At 39.7% G+C, this 17,419-nt stretch carries 18 protein-coding genes; 5 read left to right on the forward strand and 13 right to left on the reverse strand.

The window, feature by feature from the left end; translation table 11 throughout:
* Position 1 precedes the first annotated feature (1 nt).
* The 13 genes from LS74_RS07440 to mltG all read right to left on the reverse strand — a co-directional run bounded on the left by LS74_RS07440 (position 2) and on the right by mltG (position 12,367).
* Positions 2-1,342, reverse strand: a complete 1,341-nt coding sequence (locus LS74_RS07440; protein WP_034588228.1) for a class II 3-deoxy-7-phosphoheptulonate synthase — start codon at positions 1,340-1,342, stop codon at positions 2-4.
* A 53-nt stretch (positions 1,343-1,395) separates the two neighbouring features.
* A complete protein-coding gene (locus LS74_RS07445; RefSeq protein WP_034588224.1) occupies positions 1,396-2,151 on the reverse strand; it encodes an SDR family NAD(P)-dependent oxidoreductase in 756 nt (251 codons plus the stop codon).
* Positions 2,148-3,170 (reverse strand): S1-like domain-containing RNA-binding protein, encoded by a 1,023-nt coding sequence (locus LS74_RS07450; RefSeq protein ID WP_236096864.1) that lies wholly within the window; start codon positions 3,168-3,170, stop codon positions 2,148-2,150. Before LS74_RS07450 ends, LS74_RS07445 begins: the two co-directional genes overlap by 4 nt.
* Complete coding sequence (locus LS74_RS07455; RefSeq protein WP_034588222.1) at positions 3,133-3,798, reverse strand: DUF305 domain-containing protein; 666 nt, start codon at positions 3,796-3,798, stop codon at positions 3,133-3,135. The genes LS74_RS07450 and LS74_RS07455 overlap by 38 nt, the downstream gene beginning before the upstream one ends.
* A 71-nt stretch (positions 3,799-3,869) precedes the next feature.
* A complete protein-coding gene (locus LS74_RS07460; RefSeq protein ID WP_034588220.1) occupies positions 3,870-4,664 on the reverse strand; it encodes a DUF815 domain-containing protein in 795 nt (264 codons plus the stop codon).
* A complete protein-coding gene (locus LS74_RS07465; protein WP_138128973.1) occupies positions 4,661-6,913 on the reverse strand; it encodes an AAA family ATPase in 2,253 nt (750 codons plus the stop codon). The genes LS74_RS07460 and LS74_RS07465 overlap by 4 nt, the downstream gene beginning before the upstream one ends.
* A 10-nt stretch (positions 6,914-6,923) precedes the next feature.
* The gene (locus LS74_RS07470) at positions 6,924-7,241 is read right to left on the reverse strand and encodes an ATP-dependent Clp protease adaptor ClpS (protein ID WP_034589157.1); all 318 of its coding nucleotides are present in this window, start codon (positions 7,239-7,241) and stop codon (positions 6,924-6,926) included.
* A 251-nt stretch (positions 7,242-7,492) separates the two neighbouring features.
* The gene (locus tag LS74_RS07475; RefSeq protein WP_034589154.1) at positions 7,493-8,047 is read right to left on the reverse strand and encodes a 2-oxoacid:acceptor oxidoreductase family protein; all 555 of its coding nucleotides are present in this window, start codon (positions 8,045-8,047) and stop codon (positions 7,493-7,495) included.
* A gap of 1 nt (position 8,048) precedes the next feature.
* Positions 8,049-8,876 (reverse strand): 2-oxoglutarate ferredoxin oxidoreductase subunit beta, encoded by an 828-nt coding sequence (locus LS74_RS07480; RefSeq protein WP_034589151.1) that lies wholly within the window; start codon positions 8,874-8,876, stop codon positions 8,049-8,051.
* A 1-nt stretch (position 8,877) separates the two neighbouring features.
* Complete coding sequence (locus tag LS74_RS07485; RefSeq protein ID WP_034589149.1) at positions 8,878-10,002, reverse strand: 2-oxoglutarate synthase subunit alpha; 1,125 nt, start codon at positions 10,000-10,002, stop codon at positions 8,878-8,880.
* A gap of 9 nt (positions 10,003-10,011) precedes the next feature.
* A complete protein-coding gene (locus tag LS74_RS07490) occupies positions 10,012-10,323 on the reverse strand; it encodes a 4Fe-4S binding protein (RefSeq protein WP_002955483.1) in 312 nt (103 codons plus the stop codon).
* Positions 10,324-10,370: 47 nt separating this feature from the next.
* Positions 10,371-11,318 (reverse strand): malate dehydrogenase, encoded by a 948-nt coding sequence (locus LS74_RS07495; protein WP_138128975.1) that lies wholly within the window; start codon positions 11,316-11,318, stop codon positions 10,371-10,373.
* A gap of 119 nt (positions 11,319-11,437) precedes the next feature.
* Complete coding sequence (gene mltG, locus LS74_RS07500; protein ID WP_034589031.1) at positions 11,438-12,367, reverse strand: endolytic transglycosylase MltG; 930 nt, start codon at positions 12,365-12,367, stop codon at positions 11,438-11,440.
* On the opposite strand from mltG, the gene LS74_RS07505 reads away from it, so the two are divergent.
* From LS74_RS07505 to fliN, 5 genes are all read left to right on the forward strand, one after another.
* Positions 12,315-15,512 carry a DUF3971 domain-containing protein gene (locus LS74_RS07505; protein WP_236096865.1) on the forward strand — a complete coding sequence of 1,066 codons (3,198 nt, stop codon included), beginning with the start codon at positions 12,315-12,317 and terminating at the stop codon, positions 15,510-15,512. The two genes, mltG and LS74_RS07505, sit on opposite strands and share 53 nt — an antisense overlap.
* A gap of 110 nt (positions 15,513-15,622) precedes the next feature.
* Positions 15,623-15,856, forward strand: coding sequence for a FeoA family protein (locus tag LS74_RS07510; RefSeq protein ID WP_034589114.1), 234 nt, complete (start codon positions 15,623-15,625; stop codon positions 15,854-15,856).
* 8 nt (positions 15,857-15,864) lie between these two features.
* Positions 15,865-16,536, forward strand: coding sequence for an endonuclease III (gene nth / locus LS74_RS07515; RefSeq protein WP_034589116.1), 672 nt, complete (start codon positions 15,865-15,867; stop codon positions 16,534-16,536).
* Positions 16,537-16,603: 67 nt separating this feature from the next.
* Positions 16,604-17,020 carry a chemotaxis protein CheX gene (locus LS74_RS07520; protein WP_034589118.1) on the forward strand — a complete coding sequence of 139 codons (417 nt, stop codon included), beginning with the start codon at positions 16,604-16,606 and terminating at the stop codon, positions 17,018-17,020.
* 34 nt (positions 17,021-17,054) lie between these two features.
* Complete coding sequence (gene fliN, locus LS74_RS07525; RefSeq protein ID WP_002955476.1) at positions 17,055-17,405, forward strand: flagellar motor switch protein FliN; 351 nt, start codon at positions 17,055-17,057, stop codon at positions 17,403-17,405.
* The last annotated feature ends 14 nt before the right edge of the window (positions 17,406-17,419 follow it).

Below are 17,419 nucleotides of genomic sequence, written 5' to 3' on the forward strand. Positions count from 1 at the left end.
ACTAGCGGTTTTTAATCATATCCGCTATGAGAAATGCCATCTCAATGGCTTGTGTAGCATTAAGGCGTGGGTCGCATTGTGTGTTATAGTTACACGCTAGTCCATCTTCGGTGATAGCTTGTGAGCCACCAACACATTCTGTAACATCAGCTCCCGTCATCTCCAAATGCACCCCACCCGCATAACTTCCACAGGCTTTATGAATCTCAAAAAAGCTCTTCACTTCACTTAGCACACTATCAAACACGCGCGTTTTGTAGCCATTGTTTGCCTTGATTGTGTTGCCGTGCATTGGATCGCAACTCCATAGAATCTCACGCCCTTCTTTATTGATAGATTCTAATAATGCGGGGAAGTTTTTCTTAATGCTTTCAGCCCCCATACGCACGATGAGATTAAGCCTACCGCTTTGATTGTGCGGATTGAGTTTATCGCAGATTCCCATAATGTCTTCCTTAGTCGCATTTGGTCCAATCTTCACGCCCACAGGATTCTTAACCCCTCGCAAAAATTCAATATGCGCCTCATCAAGCCCCCTTGTGCGTTCGCCTATCCATAGCATATGTGCCGAGCAGTCATACCACTCTCCACTTAGAGAATCTTCGCGGCAAAGCTGTTCTTCATAATTTAGCACAAGGGCTTCGTGTGAGGTGTAAAACTCCGTTTCACGCAAGGTCGGCAAGTCTTTGGAGTTAATCCCACAGGCTTTCATAAAATCAAGGGCTTGAGTAATGGCACAGGCAAGTTCCTCATACTTCTGCCCAAAGGCATTATTTTTTACAAAGCTAAGATTCCATTTATGCACTTGATTTAAATCCGCAAAGCCCCCTTGTGCAAACGCACGCAAAAGATTGAGTGTCGCCGCACTTTGATTATAGGCTTGAATTAAGCGATTTGGGTCGTGCTCCCTTGCTTTAGAATCAAACTCCATACCATTAATCATATCGCCGCGGTAGCTTGGCAGACTGACTTCATTTTGAATCTCATAATCACTTGAGCGAGGTTTAGCAAACTGCCCGGCTATGCGTCCTACCTTAACAATGGGGCAAGATGCACCAAAGGTCAAAATCGCCCCCATTTGGATAATCACTTTAAATAAATCGCGGATATTGATTGCATTAAATTGTGAAAAACTCTCCGCACAATCGCCCCCTTGTAATAAAAACGCCTCTCCCCTACAAGCTTGAGCTAATCGCTCTTGCAACGCCCTAGCTTCACCGGCAAATACTAGCGGTGGATAGGATTTGAGCTGCGATTCCACAGATTCTAAAAGTTTTGTGTCTTTGTAGGTTGGGTGCTGTTTGATTGGCTTATCACGCCAACTTTTTGTATGCCATTGCATAGATTCTCCTTGTTTAAATTAAAATCACATTGTAGCTAAGCGGATTAAACTTATTAAACTTTAGCCTTTTTACACACATTAAGGGCAGCAGGAGCTTGTGTGGTGGGCATTAGCTCTAAGCGATTAATGTTTATATGTTGTGGCAGGGAAGCTACCCAAAACACGCTTTGCGCGATATCTTCAGGCATAAGTGGCGTTGTGCCTTCATACACACTTTGAGCTTTTTTCTCATCGCCCTTAAACCGCACATAAGAAAACTCACTTCCGCCACAAAGTCCGGGTTCAATATCACTCACGCGGATATTTTTATCATACAAATCTGCACGGAGATTCAAGCTAAATTGCTTCACAAATGCTTTTGTTGCTCCATAGACATTGCCACCCGGATAAGGGTAGCTCCCTGCAATTGAGCCGATATTGATAATATGCCCGTGTCCTTGTGCTACCATTTGTGGTAAAAGCAAATGTGTGAGCTTCATAAGCGCTATGACATTCACTTCTACCATACGCTCCCAATCAGCAATACTTGCCTTATCCGCACTGCTTAGCCCAAGGGCTAATCCGGCGTTATTAATAAGCACATCTATGTTTTGAAAATCTTTAGGGAGATGTGATAAGGCTTCTGCGATAGATTGCGTATCGCACACATCGCACACTATGCTTTGGCACAGGTTTCCCAACTCTTTTTGTAAAGAATCTAGCCTTTCCTTTCTTCGTGCAAGAATGATGACTTTGTGGTTATTTTGAGTGAAGATTCTAGCTATGGCTGCTCCAAAGCCCGAAGATGCCCCTGTGATAAGTGCTGTCATAATGTTTTCTCCTTTTGTGTAAGTTTAAAGCTTTGCTCTGTTTTTTCAAAATATATTTTTCCCTCTCTCACAAGCTCATTAATAAGGCGTTTAAAAAGCTTTTTACTTATATGAAAAGATGTAAAAATGTTCTCTGGCGAGGCAGAAAAATCAAGTCTTAAAGGCATAGAATCTAGCAGCATTTGCTTATGATCTTTTTGCAGTGGCGGATAGAGCGTGAGATCAAATCTAGCGTGATTAATGCCCTTAGCATACACTTCAATGGGCGTGTAAAAGCGTGGGACAAAAGACTTAGGCAGCTCATTTGCATAGAGTAATCCAAAGTAGGCATTTTCTACCACGCAGCCAAAGCCTAGCGGTGTTTTTTCAAAAATATAGGCTTGAAGTGAGCTTGTAGAATCTGCGTGAAGCTTTGGAGTGGGCTTTAGGTATTTTTTAATCCCTTGTTTGGCAATAAGGCGAGATTGTTTATCAAGCGTAATAGCAACAAGCACCTTTTGATGAAGCTTGAAACTTTGCGGATTCTTGCAAGGCATAAAAATATGCTTATCCACACCTAAGTCTAAAAAACAGCCAAAGGGCGAGTGGCTAATGACTTCAAGCAAAGCAATATCCCCATATTGTGCCTTTGGCTTTTGCGTGGTAGCCACTGGGCGATCTTGTGAATCTGTCAAAACAAAGACTTTTATCATATCGCCTATGGCATTTTGTGGGGTCAAAAATTTATTTGGCAATAGCACTTCTTGGGGTGAAGAGCTAGGGCTTTTGCTGTGGGATTTTGTGGGGTGCAAATTTTGTGAATCTTGTGCGTGTGAAACTTTTGAAGCTGAATCTTGTGTAGCTTGGGCTGTGCTAAGATATGCACCATTTTTGCTAAAACGCATAATGCGTAATGTCTGCACTCTGCCCATAAGAATGGGAGCAGATTCTGCAAGGGCGGATTTTATAGCAGAAGGTTTTATAGTAGCAGATTCTGCGGTGTTAGTGGATTTTTGGAAGTAGGGCTTTGAAGTCTTCAATTTCTTGCTCTTGGACTTGGATAATCTTTTGTGCGATGGCTTTTATCTGCTCATTTTGCGTGTAGATAAGAATCTGCTTTGAAGCCTTGATGGCAGCCTCGTGGTGAGGAATCATACTCAACAAAAAATCGTGGTTTAAATGCTCTGTCAAGGCAAGTCCTGACATCTCTTGGTGCATAGTCTCCATATCTTTTTTAGCCTGTTGGTTATAAAGTGTTACTTCCTTTGGGCTATAAAGCTTTTTTTGCTCCTTGAGTTCGGGGATAATGACATTAAACTCATCAATTTCGGCTTTTTGCGTTTGAATAATTTGTGTGGCAATGGTGCGTAATTGCTTGTTTTTGGAGTGTTTTGGGAGAAACTCTGAAGCATCAATAGCACCTTGATGATGTGGAATCATATTTGTAAGAAAGTTTAAATCTAAATTATCATCTTCCAAAAATGGCTCTTCCATCATCGGCTCGTGCATAAGATTTAACATTTCTTTAGATAGGGCAAGGGGAGCTTGTGCTTCTAGCATTTCTTGATGATGTTGCATAGTATGTGCTGGGGCGGAAGAGCCTGTGTGGGTGTCATCTTTGGCATAGGCTAGACTTAAAAGCATAATCACAGCGATAAAAACTCTCATCTCGTCTCCTTTAGCTTTATGTGCTTTAATCTTAGCTAAAAAAATTGTATTTTTTCTAAACGATAAAATTTTTATATTATTTTATTGTGGTAGAGAGTGCAAAATTCTTGTGCGATACGCGGAGCGTTTGAGCCTTTCAGTGTGCTAAACTGCAAGGCTTTGCGTTTTGTCTCTTCATCTAAGGGAGTATTTAAAAGCTCTGCTACAAGCTCTAAAAATTCTAAACGCCCAAGCGTGTAGAATCCTAGAGCAAGCCCAAACCTATCACTAAGGGAGAGAATCTCATCTTTAGCGTCATTAAGATGCAGTGTATCTTGCGGGTAAGATTCAGCAATAAGGTGGCGTTGGTTTGAAGTGGTGTAAAAAAGTATATTTGTTGGCTTATTTTCAAATGAACCTTCAAGCACACTTTTTAGGGATTTGTAGCTATTTTCATTAGGTGAAAGGCTTAAATCATCGCATACAATAATAAATTTATAAGGCAGCTCCCGCACAACATCTTGCACAAATCCCACAAGATAAAGGCATTCCATAGGGAGTTCAATAACACGCAGGGGAGAATCTTTGTGTAAAAATGAGCTTAAAACAAGCTGCAAACACGAGCTTTTACCACAGCCCCTAGCTCCCCAAAGCAAAGCGTGTGATGATTTTTTGCCATTGATAAAGGCTTGGGTATTTTTGCTAAGGGCATTGAGTTGGCTATCTAGCCCAATCAGCGTAGATTCCCTATGAAAATCCTTAATTGCTTTAAAATATCCGCTAAAATGTCCATATTCTTGGCTTGGGATATGGCGATAAATACAAGCAAACTCACTCTCCCACGGGAAGCTGGAAAAGGTGGAGAGATTATAAAATGGCGATGTCATTTTGCTTTTTCTTTAGTGAAGTTTGTGCTTGGTTTGATTTTGGGCTTTTTTTGCGTTTCTTTGTAGATTAGCTCAATGTGTGCTTGTGGTTTTGTAGCAAGTGAGATAAGGCATTCTCCACCTTTTTTAAGTGAGCCAAATAAAATCTCATCACTCAATTTATTTTTAATCTCACTATCAATGATTTTTTTTATCTCTCTAGCTCCAAGGGCTGTATCTACACTCTGTGAAACAAGAAAGTGCAAGGCTTTAGAATCTATCTTAAGTTCAATATGACGAGATTTAAGAGAAGTGGCAAGTTCATCAATGTATTTTTTAGCAATAAGCAAATACTCCTTTAATCCCAAAGGATTAAAGTAAATAATGCTATCAATGCGACTTCTTAGCTCGGGTGAAAGCAGAAGCTTTATGGCGGTGTCATTTTTATGCTGCAAGGCGGCATTAAAGCCAAGCGTGTTGCTATCTTTACTCCCGGCATTACTTGTCATAATCACAATGACATTTTTAAAATCCGCCCTATTGCCGAGATTATCAGTCAAACTTGCTGAATCTAGAATCTGCAACAAAATATTATAAATATCGCTATGGGCTTTTTCTATCTCATCAAGCAATAGCACACAATAGGGGCTTTTACGCACCGCATCAACAAGTAGCCCACCTTGTTCAAAGCCCACATATCCCGCAGGCGCACCAATGAGCCTTGAAATGGAATGTGGCTCCATATATTCACTCATATCAAATTTAATAAAAGCAATGCCTAAAAGCTTGGCAAGCTCCTTGCTAAGCTCTGTTTTACCAACGCCACTAGGACCAGCAAAGACAAAGCTACCAATGGGTTTATTACTCTCGCTTAACCCTGCCTTATTTGCCTTAATCACGCGTGTTAGCTCCATAATAGCTGAATCTTGAGAAAAAATTTTCTTTTTAAGATTATTTGCAAGGGATTTCATCATCTTGCTTTCATCACTACTTATGGTGCTTTTTGGGATATGCACGCTTTTGCTGAGAATAGATTCTATATCTTTTACTTCAATTTTTGGCTTGTTGGTGTGGTAGATTTTTGTATTTGCCCCAACTTCATCAAGCAAATCTATGGCTTTATCGGGTAAAAATTTATCACTCACATATCGTGCAGATAAATCCACACAGGCTTTAAGTGCGTTCTTTGTATATGTTACTTGATGATATTTTTCATAAATGGGGGCTAATCCTTCAATAATCGCATAGCAGTCTTGCAAACTTGGCTCTTTGACTTCTACTTTGCTGAATCTGCGAGATAAAGCCTTGTCTTTGTCAAAATGTGTTTTAAACTCCGCAAAGGTTGTTGCACCAATGCAACGCAGTGTGCCATTAGCAAGGGCTGGTTTAAGCAGATTTGAGGCATCAAGGCTTGAGCCAGAAGTAGCCCCTGCTCCCACAATAGTGTGAATCTCATCAATAAAAAGCACAGCATTTTTAATGGCTGCTATTTCTTCTAGCACACCCTTAAGGCGTTTTTCAAAATCGCCACGATATTTGCTCCCTGAAATCATCGCCCCCACATCAAGGGCAAAAATCTGTGCGTTATGCAGGGCTTTTGGAAGCTTTTTGTGATAAATCTCTAATGCTAATCCTTCAGCAATGGCGGTTTTACCCACGCCGGGTTCGCCAACTAAAATGGGATTATTCTTTTTTCGCCTAGCTAGAATCTCACTCACACGCCAAATCTCCTGCTCCCTACCGATAACGGGATCAATCTCTCCTTTTTTAGCTAGAAGAGTAAGATTTTTTGTGTATTGTTCAAGGTAGCTTTTTTCGTGGTTTTCTTGCTCGTTTGTTTGTGAATCTTGCTCTTGTTGCGTGATGACTTCAAGCACGCTTAGTCTATCAATGCCTTGAGATTTTAGAATCTGTGTGCTAAAGCTTTGATTTTCTTCCATTATTGAAGCTAACAGGTCGCCTACATCAATGCTTTGGCGGTTGCTACTTTGAGCGTGGCTTACCATAGATTCTATAATTCTATCAAGGGCTGGGGTTTGCTTTGGACTTTTGCTGACTTCTTGTGAGTATGGGATATATTTTTTGAGATATAGATTTGTCATTTGTCGCATTTCTTGGATATTGCCGCCGCATTTTTGTAGGATTGATATGCCTTGAGTGTTATTGAGTGTAGCAAGGAATAAATGCTCGGTTGTAAGGATATTATGGTGCATTTCTTTAGCAATATCAATAGATTCATTAAAAATAAGTGTGAGATTCTGTCCTATCATTTTTATTCCTTTAGTGGAGTTCCTCTGTGATTACTCGCAAAGGATAACCTTGTTCTTTTGCTTTTTGGCTCACAAGCTGGGTTTTAAGCTCGGCAATATCATAGGGGTAGATTCCACAAACGCCTTTGCCTTCGTTATGGACTTTGAGCGTTATAGCTCTAGCTTCTTGGCTGGTTTTATCAAACACTTCCATAAGGATATGTGCGACAAAATCCATAGCTGTCCAGTCATCATTTAAGAGTAAAACACGATAAAGTTTTGGCTCTTCTAGCATTGTCTCTGTATGTGTCCAAGATTCAAAAGATGTGTCAAAAGATGAAAATGCCACGAGAATCCTTTGCGTTAAAATAAGCTCACATTCTAGCAAAAATAATATAATAGGGCTTGATTGGTTGGCTAAGAAATAGTGAGTGTTGCTAAAAAGTTTGTATTGTATTCAGGTTTGGAGATTTTAGGTTGTTAGAATTATGAAATGAGAGTAAAAAATCGTTACCAAGAGTAGAATCTATAAATGAGATTTTTACTGCTAAGAGTTACTAAGAGAAAAAAAGCCTAGATTCTAACTAGGCTTATAAATATTTAGGCTTTTGCCATCGCTTCTTTAGCGTATTTTTCACCGAGTTCAAAAGCTTTTTTATTGGCTTCTTGGACTTTGGCAGGGACTTTTTCTATCATTGTTTGAAACACAAGATCCCTATCCACGCATTGTGTGAAAGTTGTCGTAATGGCAAGGGCTACAACAGATTGTGTAACGACATTGCCCACTTCCTCTTTAGCAATGGTAATAATTGGAATCTCATAGATTTTAAACTTTTTTCTATCCTCATCACTTGGTCGCACGAGATTTGGCTCAACGACAATCACACCACCCTCTTTGACACCACTTTTAAAAGAATCATAGCTTACCTGTGCGGTGGAAAGCATAAACTCAATTTCACCCTCGTGTGCGTAAGGATAGAGAATCTCCTCTTGGCTTAGCAAAATATCAACCTTTGTTGGTCCGCCACGCACTTGGCTTGTGTAAGTGGCAGCCTTGACACCATAGCCTTTATCTTTGATTTGTGCTTCTGCTAGAATCTCCCCTGCCAAAAGCACCCCTTGTCCGCCTACACCTGTAAATCGCAACTGATGCATTTTAGTGTCCCCCTTTAGCTTGAGCTTTTTTGATTACACCTTCATAGGCTTCACAATACTCCATTCTATCTGTTTGGTGTTTAAGCACGCCGGTTGGGAATTTACCCACCCTTTCTTCTGCTGAAAGTGTATCAAACTTACTTTTACTCACAAGGCGAGATTCTATCCATTTTAGCATAGAAGTTGCCTCACCCATTTTATTTTTTCGTCCAAGGTTAATGTGGCAGTTACTATGTATATCAAAAAAGCTAAAGCCTTTATGCGTGAAGCCTTCGATTAGCACCTTTTCAAGCTTTTTAGGTGTAAGCACACTCTCTCGTGCTACAAAACTCGCTCCTGCCGCACTTGCCACTTCGCAAGGATCAAAGTTTGGATCAATATTGCCATATTGTGCTGTAACCGTCCAAAAATCCTTTGGCGTTGTAGGAGAGGTTTGAGAGTTTGTGAGTCCATAGATGAAGTTATTAATCATCACAAGATTGAGATCAATATTTCGCCTACAAGCGTGGATTGTGTGATTCCCACCGATTGCCATAGAATCCCCATCACCAGATATGACAATGACTTTTTTATCCGGATTAGCAAGTTTAATGCCCGTGGCATACGCCATTGTCCGCCCGTGAGTAGTATGCACGGTGTTGCAATTCACATACGAGCTAAAGCGACCAGAGCAGCCAATCCCACTGACAATACACACATCATTCATATTCCAGCCAAGTGCGTCAATAGCACGGATAACACTTTTTAGAATCACGCCATCGCCACAGCCCCAGCACCAAAGCGTGGGCATTTTATCCATTCGTAGATATTCTTCGTAATTAAAAGCCATCTTACATCTCCTTGATTTTTGTAATGATTTCAGTAGGCGAGATGGTGCGTCCATTTGCTTTGCCCAAGAAAGTAACATCTTTTTGCATAACGCGTTCCACCTCTTGCCTATACTGCCCCTTATTAAGCTCAATCATTAGAATCTTTTCAAACTTTTTACCCAAAGCTTTAAGCTGTTTTGCGGGGCTAGGCCATAATGTGATAGGGCGGAATAGCCCAACTTTTACTCCATCTTTGCGTAAATCTTTGATTGCTTCTTTGACAGAAAGTGAAACAGAGCCGTAAGCAATGATAAGAATCTCCGCATCATTCATCTCATATTCCTCAAACTCAACAATATCATCAACACAAGATTCTATTTTGTTAAAAAGCCTATCAATAAGATTTTGGGAGAGTTTTTCATCTTCTGTGGGGAATCCGCTAGGGCCGTGGTGAAGCCCTGTGATGTGATATTTGTAGCCTTTGAAAAATGGATTTAACACAGCGGGTTTATCTTGTGCTACGCCATAGGGTTGATAATCTTTAGGATCGCCTTTAAACTCTTCTCTATTGCAGATTGTAGGCTTAATGTCTTCAAAATCTGGGATTAAAGTCTTCCCGTGCATATGTCCTATGGTTTCATCAAGCAGTAAGAAAACGGGTGTCATATATTTTTCAGCAAGGTTAAAAGCACGAATTGTTTGCGTATAAGCCTCTTGGAGATTCCCCACACAAAGTGCGATAGAGCAAAAATCCCCGTGAGTTGGTGATTTGGCTTGATTAATATCACCTTGTGAAACGCGTGTGGGAAGCCCAGTGGAAGGTCCCCCACGCATAACATCAACGACAACAAGTGGAATCTCTGCCATAAAGCCATAGCCGATTTGTTCAGATTTAAGCGAGATACCCGGACCAGAGGTAGCAGTCATTGCCTTCACGCCTGTCATTGACGCACCTAAAGCAACAGCAATACCGCTAATCTCATCTTCCATTTGGATAAATTTCCCCCCGATTTTTGGTAGCTCCACACTCATTTCGTGTGCAATTTCGCTTGAAGGGGTGATAGGATAGCCACCAAAAAACCGACAACCTGATTCTATCGCAGCCAACGCGACAAGCTCGTTTCCTCCTGTAATTAACTCACGCATTTTTTCTCCTTATATCACCATAAATTTGTTTTCTTTGATTTTTGCTGCACGCTCTTGTGCTTCTTTGCTAACTTTGGCAAATTTATACTCATCTTTACTTGCTACAAAGATGGCAAAATCTGGGCAGTGTAGCTCACACTCCCTGCACCCAATACAACTTTCTGGATAAGCCACAGAGATAATTTTCCCTAGAATCTTATGCTCATCTTTTTTCATACCTAAAACACCGCTTGGACAAAGCGATACGCATACATCACACGCTTTGCAACGCGTTTCATCAACCCATACCGGCACATTCTCTGGTGCTTGTTTGATACCCATTTTCCTTTCCTTTCTTGTTTTTGGAATTCAATATAATCTTAGATTCTCTAATTTAACAATCCGTTATTTTTGAGAATCTCAACTTGTTTTTTGATGCCCTGTGCGGAGATTTTTAACATCTCTTGTTCCTGCTTATTTAGTGTCAAATTTACAATCTTTTCTACTCCTTTTTTGCCAAGTTTAATGGGAAGCCCAATGTATATGCTCTGCAAACCATACTCGCCTTGTGTATATACACTACATACAACATCTTCATCTTGCGGGTTTGCAATAAGTTCCAGCATTTTGACAACAGCACTCGCTGGGGCGAAATACGCCGAACCTTGCTGATAGTAACTCACAATCTTTGCCCCACCATTTTTTGTCTCTCTAATGAGATTTTGTTGTGAGTTTGAATCTAGCCTATCTGCGAGATTTTCTGCCCCATACAAAGAATGCCTTAAGAGTGGCAGCATATCATCGCTGTGAGCTCCTACCACATAGGGCTTGATTGGTGTTTGAAAGTCATTTAACAACACTTTGCTCTCATAGCTTAGTCTTGCTCCATCAAGCACACCTGCCATACCTATAACCCTTTGTTTATCAAATCCGCTTGCGTGTTTTGCCACAAGGCACATTGCATCAAGGGGATTTGACACGATAAGAAGCAAGGCATTAGGTGCGATTTTGGCGACATTTTGGCTAACTTCTCGCATAATATGCGCGTTTTTTAGGAGCAGATCATCGCGTGTCATATTGGGAGTGCGGGGGATTCCAGCGGTGATGATGACTACTTCACTTTCACTTAGTCCTTCATAAGATTCATAGCCTTTAATATGCGTAGGGATATTAAAAACTGCTGCAGCTTGAGATATATCAAGTCCCACACCTTTGCAACGAGGTATATCAATGCTAAAAAGTGCAATTTCTTTGGCAATGCCCTTCATCGCACCTAAAAATGCGATATGAGAGCCGACATTACCAGAACCGCCAATGATAGCAATTTTACCAAACATCTTTTTCCTTGATTTGAGAGCTTGTTTGCATTTAAAATTTTTAACTCAAAACACAAAAAGTTAAAAAAAAAATTTAACTTGCTAACTATGGGATAAAATAACTTAAAAGCAAATTAAAATCAAAAATGACTGCGATGTTCTTCGTAAGTTTTGCTAAATTTATGCGTTCCGGTGCTTCTGTCTCGTACAAAGTAGAGATAATCCACTTTAGCTGGATTTAACACTGCCTCTATGGCTTGTATGCTCACACTTCCAGCAGGGTAGGGTGGGACGCCTTTGTTGCGGTATGTATTGTAAGGTGTATCATCGTTGCGTATGCGTTCAGGTGTAACTTTAGAGTGTGAATACTGCCCATAATTAAGTGAGCCGTCCATTTGCAAGGGCATATTTTTTTCTAAGCGATTGAATACAACCGCTGCCACAATAGGCATTTCTTCGTTATTTGCAGCTTCTTTTTGCACCACTGAAGCAATGCTAACATTTTTAAACCATTCTTCTTGATTGTATGCTCCAAGTAGTCTTATGGCGTTTTGCTCGTGGCGTTTTATGGATATGTCATACAAAAGTTTCATTAGCTCATCAGAATCTATCCCAACAGGCAAACTATAAGTATCGGGGAAAATCATACCATCAGGGTAGGGAAAATACTTATCATAGGCTACTTGCAAAGATTCAGGCGAGAGATTAAAAGTGTCTGCCAGAATGCGGATAAAAAAATACATCGTCTCACCCGGAATAAGCGTTACATCTTTTGTGGCTGCCTTTGAGCTGACAAGAGCTTTGAAAAATGCCCCTTTAGGTAACACTTCTGCTTTCATATCAATGAATCCACTTTGTGGTTGCCCCAAAAGACGGATAAAAAGAGAATCTAGCTTGTTGTAATGCCCCCCATTTTCATTTAAGTATGTTATAATTTTGGGCAACGAGCCTTTGGGTAGATTCAAAACCCTTTCAGTTTGCACAGGCTGAAGCAAATAAAACAAAATGGTTATGGCAATGATGAAAAAAAGATCAAAACATATTGTGAGTATTGTCGTTTTTTTGGGCATTTTACTTACACTTTCTCTAATGGGATATAAAACTCTATTTAATGGCATTTACAGCCCTTCTATCAGTTTTGGACAGATTCAAATTGAGGGATTGTATCTTAGATTAAATAACAAGCTGATTTTAAATATTGAAAAACTTGACATCTCTGCCTTGCAGAAACAAGACAAGCAAAGCACAGATGATGATACGCCTTTAGATCCTAAAGACATACTTGGGTGGATTAAAAAGTTTTTGTTTGTCATCTCGTATTTTGAAAAGCTTGATATTGAAAATGTCGTTTTTGCCGATGAGCAAAAGCGGAGTGTGCATTATGACGGACACGAGTATAGAATCAATGCTCCGGAGTTTTTAGCGTATTTTGATGTAGAGGAAAGTAACAAAGATACAGAGTTGCTTATCCACGAGCTTGAGATTCTAAGTCTTGGTTTGCAGGTGCAGGGGAAATTTGTATATCAATCTTTGAAAAAAACACTTGAAATGGATATAGCTATCTCGCCAAAAGAGCCAATCAAGCAGCCCACACCAAAGCCTAAAAAGCCAAAAGATCCAAATCAAATAAGTGATACTCAAACAAGCGATGAAGAGGTGGAGCCGCCACTAGATCAGCCGACATTATATGTGCGGGGCATTACAGATTTTTATAAAATTGACTTAGAGGCTTCAACTTCTCATCTTTACAATCTTGACACCATTAAGCCTTATGTGGAAAAGCTAAAGATAAAAGCACTGAATGATTGGCTTTTTAAAAACATTAAATATGATGTGCTAAAGCTCCACTCATTAAGATTCCAAAGCACGCTTGATGGGCAGTTTTTTACTAAACTTCAAAAAACGCTCGCACTTGATTTAGCCATAGAAGCACCAAAAGTCTATCTCGCTCCGCATATTAAGCCTATTGAAGCGACGCGTATCATTTTATATATGCGAGATGAGAATCTCACCTTTTTGCTTAAAGACCCATTTTTTACAAATATCAAGCTTGATGGCTCGGAAGTCAAAATCAGCAATGTTTTTACCCCACCTCTTAATATCAAAATAGCTATCCGCTCTCAAAATGCGATGATGAGTGATGATTTAAATGATTTGTTGCAGGTGTATGGTGTGAGTGTGCCACTGCGGAGTGCGGATTCTAAACTGCGTGTGAATCTTGATATAGATATAGAGAATAAAAATAAGCACACGCAAGTTTCTCTTAATGGCAATATCAACGCCCCGCAAACAACTTTGAATCTAGGGAGTTTTCCACTTAGTGTGAATAATCTTAATCTTAATCTCACAAATACGCCTGATAAAGCCTACATACAGATTCTAAATACAAATGTAGATTATGCCAAAAGTGTCAAAGGCACACTCAATATGATGTGGAATCTTAAAAGCTCTAAGCTCCAAGGAGATTTAGCTATTGACACATTTGCATTGACTTCACAAGCCCTGTCGCAAAGCTCCACACCACCTATTATCCCAAAAGATAGCGATGAGCTGACAAAACGCATCATTCAAGCCATTTATGAGGAATCTCAAAAAGGCTTTAGCGAAGAGATTGTAAAAATAAATCCCAAACAAATGCCAAAAATTATGATAGATGGGGAGCTTGGTGGCAAGGAAAAAATCATCACTTTGCCCGATTTTGCCCTTAAGATTCATCTTGAAGAGAAGGCAAATGTGTTTGAACTTGGTGATATTGCAAAGATTTATCCCTACTCACCTATTTTGCAGTATTTTGGAATCCCAAGTGGGAATCTTAAGCTCCAAAGTAGTGATTTTGAAAGCTTTAGTTTAAGCGGCGAGGTGAGTAACCTTGAGTATCCGCTGTATGATAAAGACGCTAAAAAACTTAGTCGGTATTTTTTAGAAGGCGTGATTGATAAAAAAGGAATCCGCATAAACTCTAAAAACAAGAAGTTTTTATTTGTCAAAGATGGCAATATCAGCAAGATTATCCTTGATGGCTATAACTTGCGGATTGATGAGGTGTTTTCAAGTAAGATTCCTATCCTTGTGGAGCTTAATAAAGAAAGCGAATCTACAGAAAAACTCACTCCAGCACAGAGGGCGGAACAAGAGGCATTTATCAAAGCCAAGCAGCGATATGAAAGGGAGCATAAGATTTCACCTCATATCACATACCTTGAAGCAAAGGATATGGATTTTTATTTGAGTGGTTATGTTATCCCTTCAGATGTGGCGTCTGTATCTATACGCGATGGCGTGATTCGGGCTGATGTTACTTATGGTAATGGTGTGGCAAATGTGGATATGGCGTATTCTCGTGCGAATTTGCGTTTGAGTAATTTTAGTGCAGCGTTTTTAAATCGCGTATGGGGAAAAGATATTTTTAAAGGCGGGTTGTTTAACTTTAAGGGCGTATATGATGAGGGAGTATTAAAAGGTGAAATCAGTATGCAAAATACGATTTATAGAGACTTAGCTATTGTGCAAAATGTTCTCGCACTCATTGATACAATCCCGGCATTGCTGACATTCCGTAAGCCTGGGCTTGGAGCAGAGGGCTATGAGATAAAACAAGGCAAGGTGGATTTTGCAATAAATGATCAATTTTTGGTGCTTGAAAATATTAATCTGGTTGGAAGCTCCATTGATGTGGAGGGTGGGGGATTAGTCAATCTTAAAAATCAGGAGCTTGATATTGTTCTCAAGGCTTCAACGCTTAAGACTTTGGCATCCATTATTGATAAGATTCCGCTTGTTGATTATGTGATTTTGGGAAGTGATGGGAAATTTACAACCGGGATTGTGATGAAAGGCACACTTGAGAAGCCAAAAAGTGAAGTGAGTGTGGCAAAGGATATTTTACTTAGTCCATTTGAGATGGTGGGTAGAATCTTAGAACCGGTGGATAATCTTTTAAGCGGTTTAGCTGATGCTCTTGATAAAAATGTCCCTGATTCAAAGCCTAAAGAGACAACAGGGCAACAAGAAACACAAGATTCTATGTCAAATTCTATGATAGAGGACACGCAGCAACAAGACACGATAGAGCCAAAACAAGAGACTAATACAGATGAAGGCGAAGAAGATATAGAGCCAAATCTCCCACAACAGGAGCTTGATAAAAATGGGACAGAAAATGATGAAAAAGATGTAAAAGATAAAGATAAAAACGCACTAGAGCAAAAGCCTTAAAAATATAGAATCTGCTAAAGTTTAGATTTTAAGATAAAAATCAGTCTTGTTATCTTAATTTAAGCTATAATCGCCAAAGCAAAAATCAAACTCAATCAAGGACTATAACAATGACACTTTATGATTGTGATGTGGGTAAGCAGTGTAAAATCGTGGCTTTTACAACACAAGATAATGCTTTAAAAAATAGATTTATGTCTTTTGGGATTGTAAAAGACAAGGTATGTCGTGTAGTGAGCCACTCTATCAGGCGTTTAGCAGTAGCAGTGATGGTGGAAGGCACACAAATAGCTTTGCGAGATGTGGAGGCAAAGAGTATTATTGTTGAACCTTTAGAATCTTAGGATTCTAAATGCGTAAGAATAGCCCAAAGCTAAGCCTTAAAAAAGCAAAAAAGAAAGACATTCCCATTATCAAGGCTTTGTTTTTAGAGCATTACAAAAATGCCAAAACAGAGCTTGTGTATCATAATTTATATGAATTGCTCGTGTGTGTTATGCTTTCAGCTCAATGCACGGATAAAAGGGTGAATCTTGTAACCCCTGCTCTTTTTAGAGCCTATCCTAATGTCAAAAGTCTATCCCAAGCCTCCCTTGCAGATGTAAAAGGATTTATCCAATCTGTTTCATTTTTCAACAATAAAGCCAAGCACCTTATCAGTATGGCAAATCAGGTGATGAGCGAGTTTGATGGGGAGATTCCAACCACGCAAGAGGAGTTAAAGACTTTAGCAGGTGTGGGGCAGAAGACGGCTAATGTTGTGCTGATAGAATTTTTTGAGCAAAATTATATGGCAGTTGATACGCACGTCTTTCGTGTGTCTCATCGTTTAGGACTAAGCGGGGCTAGAAGTGCTATTGAAACTGAAAAGGAGCTAACAGCTCTGCTTAAAACCGATCTTTCAGTGCTTCATCAAGCTTTTGTGCTTTTTGGGCGATATACTTGTAAGGCGTTAAAACCCCTTTGTGAAGAGTGCTTTGTCAATGTATATTGTCAAAATAAAAGCAATTTTAAGCCAAGTTGAAAAGTTTAAAAATGTGTAGCCAAAAAATGTAGTATAATACGCAAAATCAAAACTTAAAGGTGCTGCAATGGATATTATTCATAATAGCTTTTTTGATGTCGTGCAAAAGAGCATTAGTAAAACTCCGCACGATTCTATTATGCCGCTTAAAAGGGGATATTTGAGTAGGATTAGTATGGTAGGCACACATAATGATGTGTTTTTGCTTTTTAATAAGGCATTTTTGCTGATTTTTTGTGTGGAGTTTTTGGGTGAAGAGAATCCAAGCGAACAAGCTTTGGAAGATATGGCAAAGGAACTTGCTAATCTTGTCGTGGGTAGGGCAAAAGTGATGACACAGGAGCTTGGAAAGCATTTTAATATTTCAACACCCGAGTATTTGGGACATCGCTTGATTAAAAACTACGATCACGGATTGCATTTTAGATTAAAGCAGGGGCGATGTAGCATTTATATGCGGAGTGCATTAAGTGTTTATAAATAGCGTTAATGGATTAAGATTGTATCAAGGGGTGTAAATGGCAGGAGAGAGTATCTTAGATAAACAACGGATTCACTCCGCAAAGGAAATTGAGCTTGCGACATATCTTGAAGATATGATGAAAAACTATACCGGTTTGCTTGATATGGAGGTGATTTTTAATGCCGAGCTTGGCAATACAAAAATCGCTTTGGGCGAGATTCTGCGGTTTGAGAAAGGCTCTATTATAGATCTTGGCAAACCAGCAGGGGAGAGTATAGAAACTTTTATCAATGGTCGTGTGATTGGCAAGGGTGAAGTTATGGTATATGAGCGTAACCTTGCTATTCGTATCAACGAGATTTTAGATTCTAATGCGATTGTGTATTATTTGACGCGTGAGAAGTAAGAATCTAAGAGAAT

The organism is Helicobacter magdeburgensis (assembly GCF_000765825.2).
GTDB classification, from domain to species: domain Bacteria; phylum Campylobacterota; class Campylobacteria; order Campylobacterales; family Helicobacteraceae; genus Helicobacter_C; species Helicobacter_C magdeburgensis.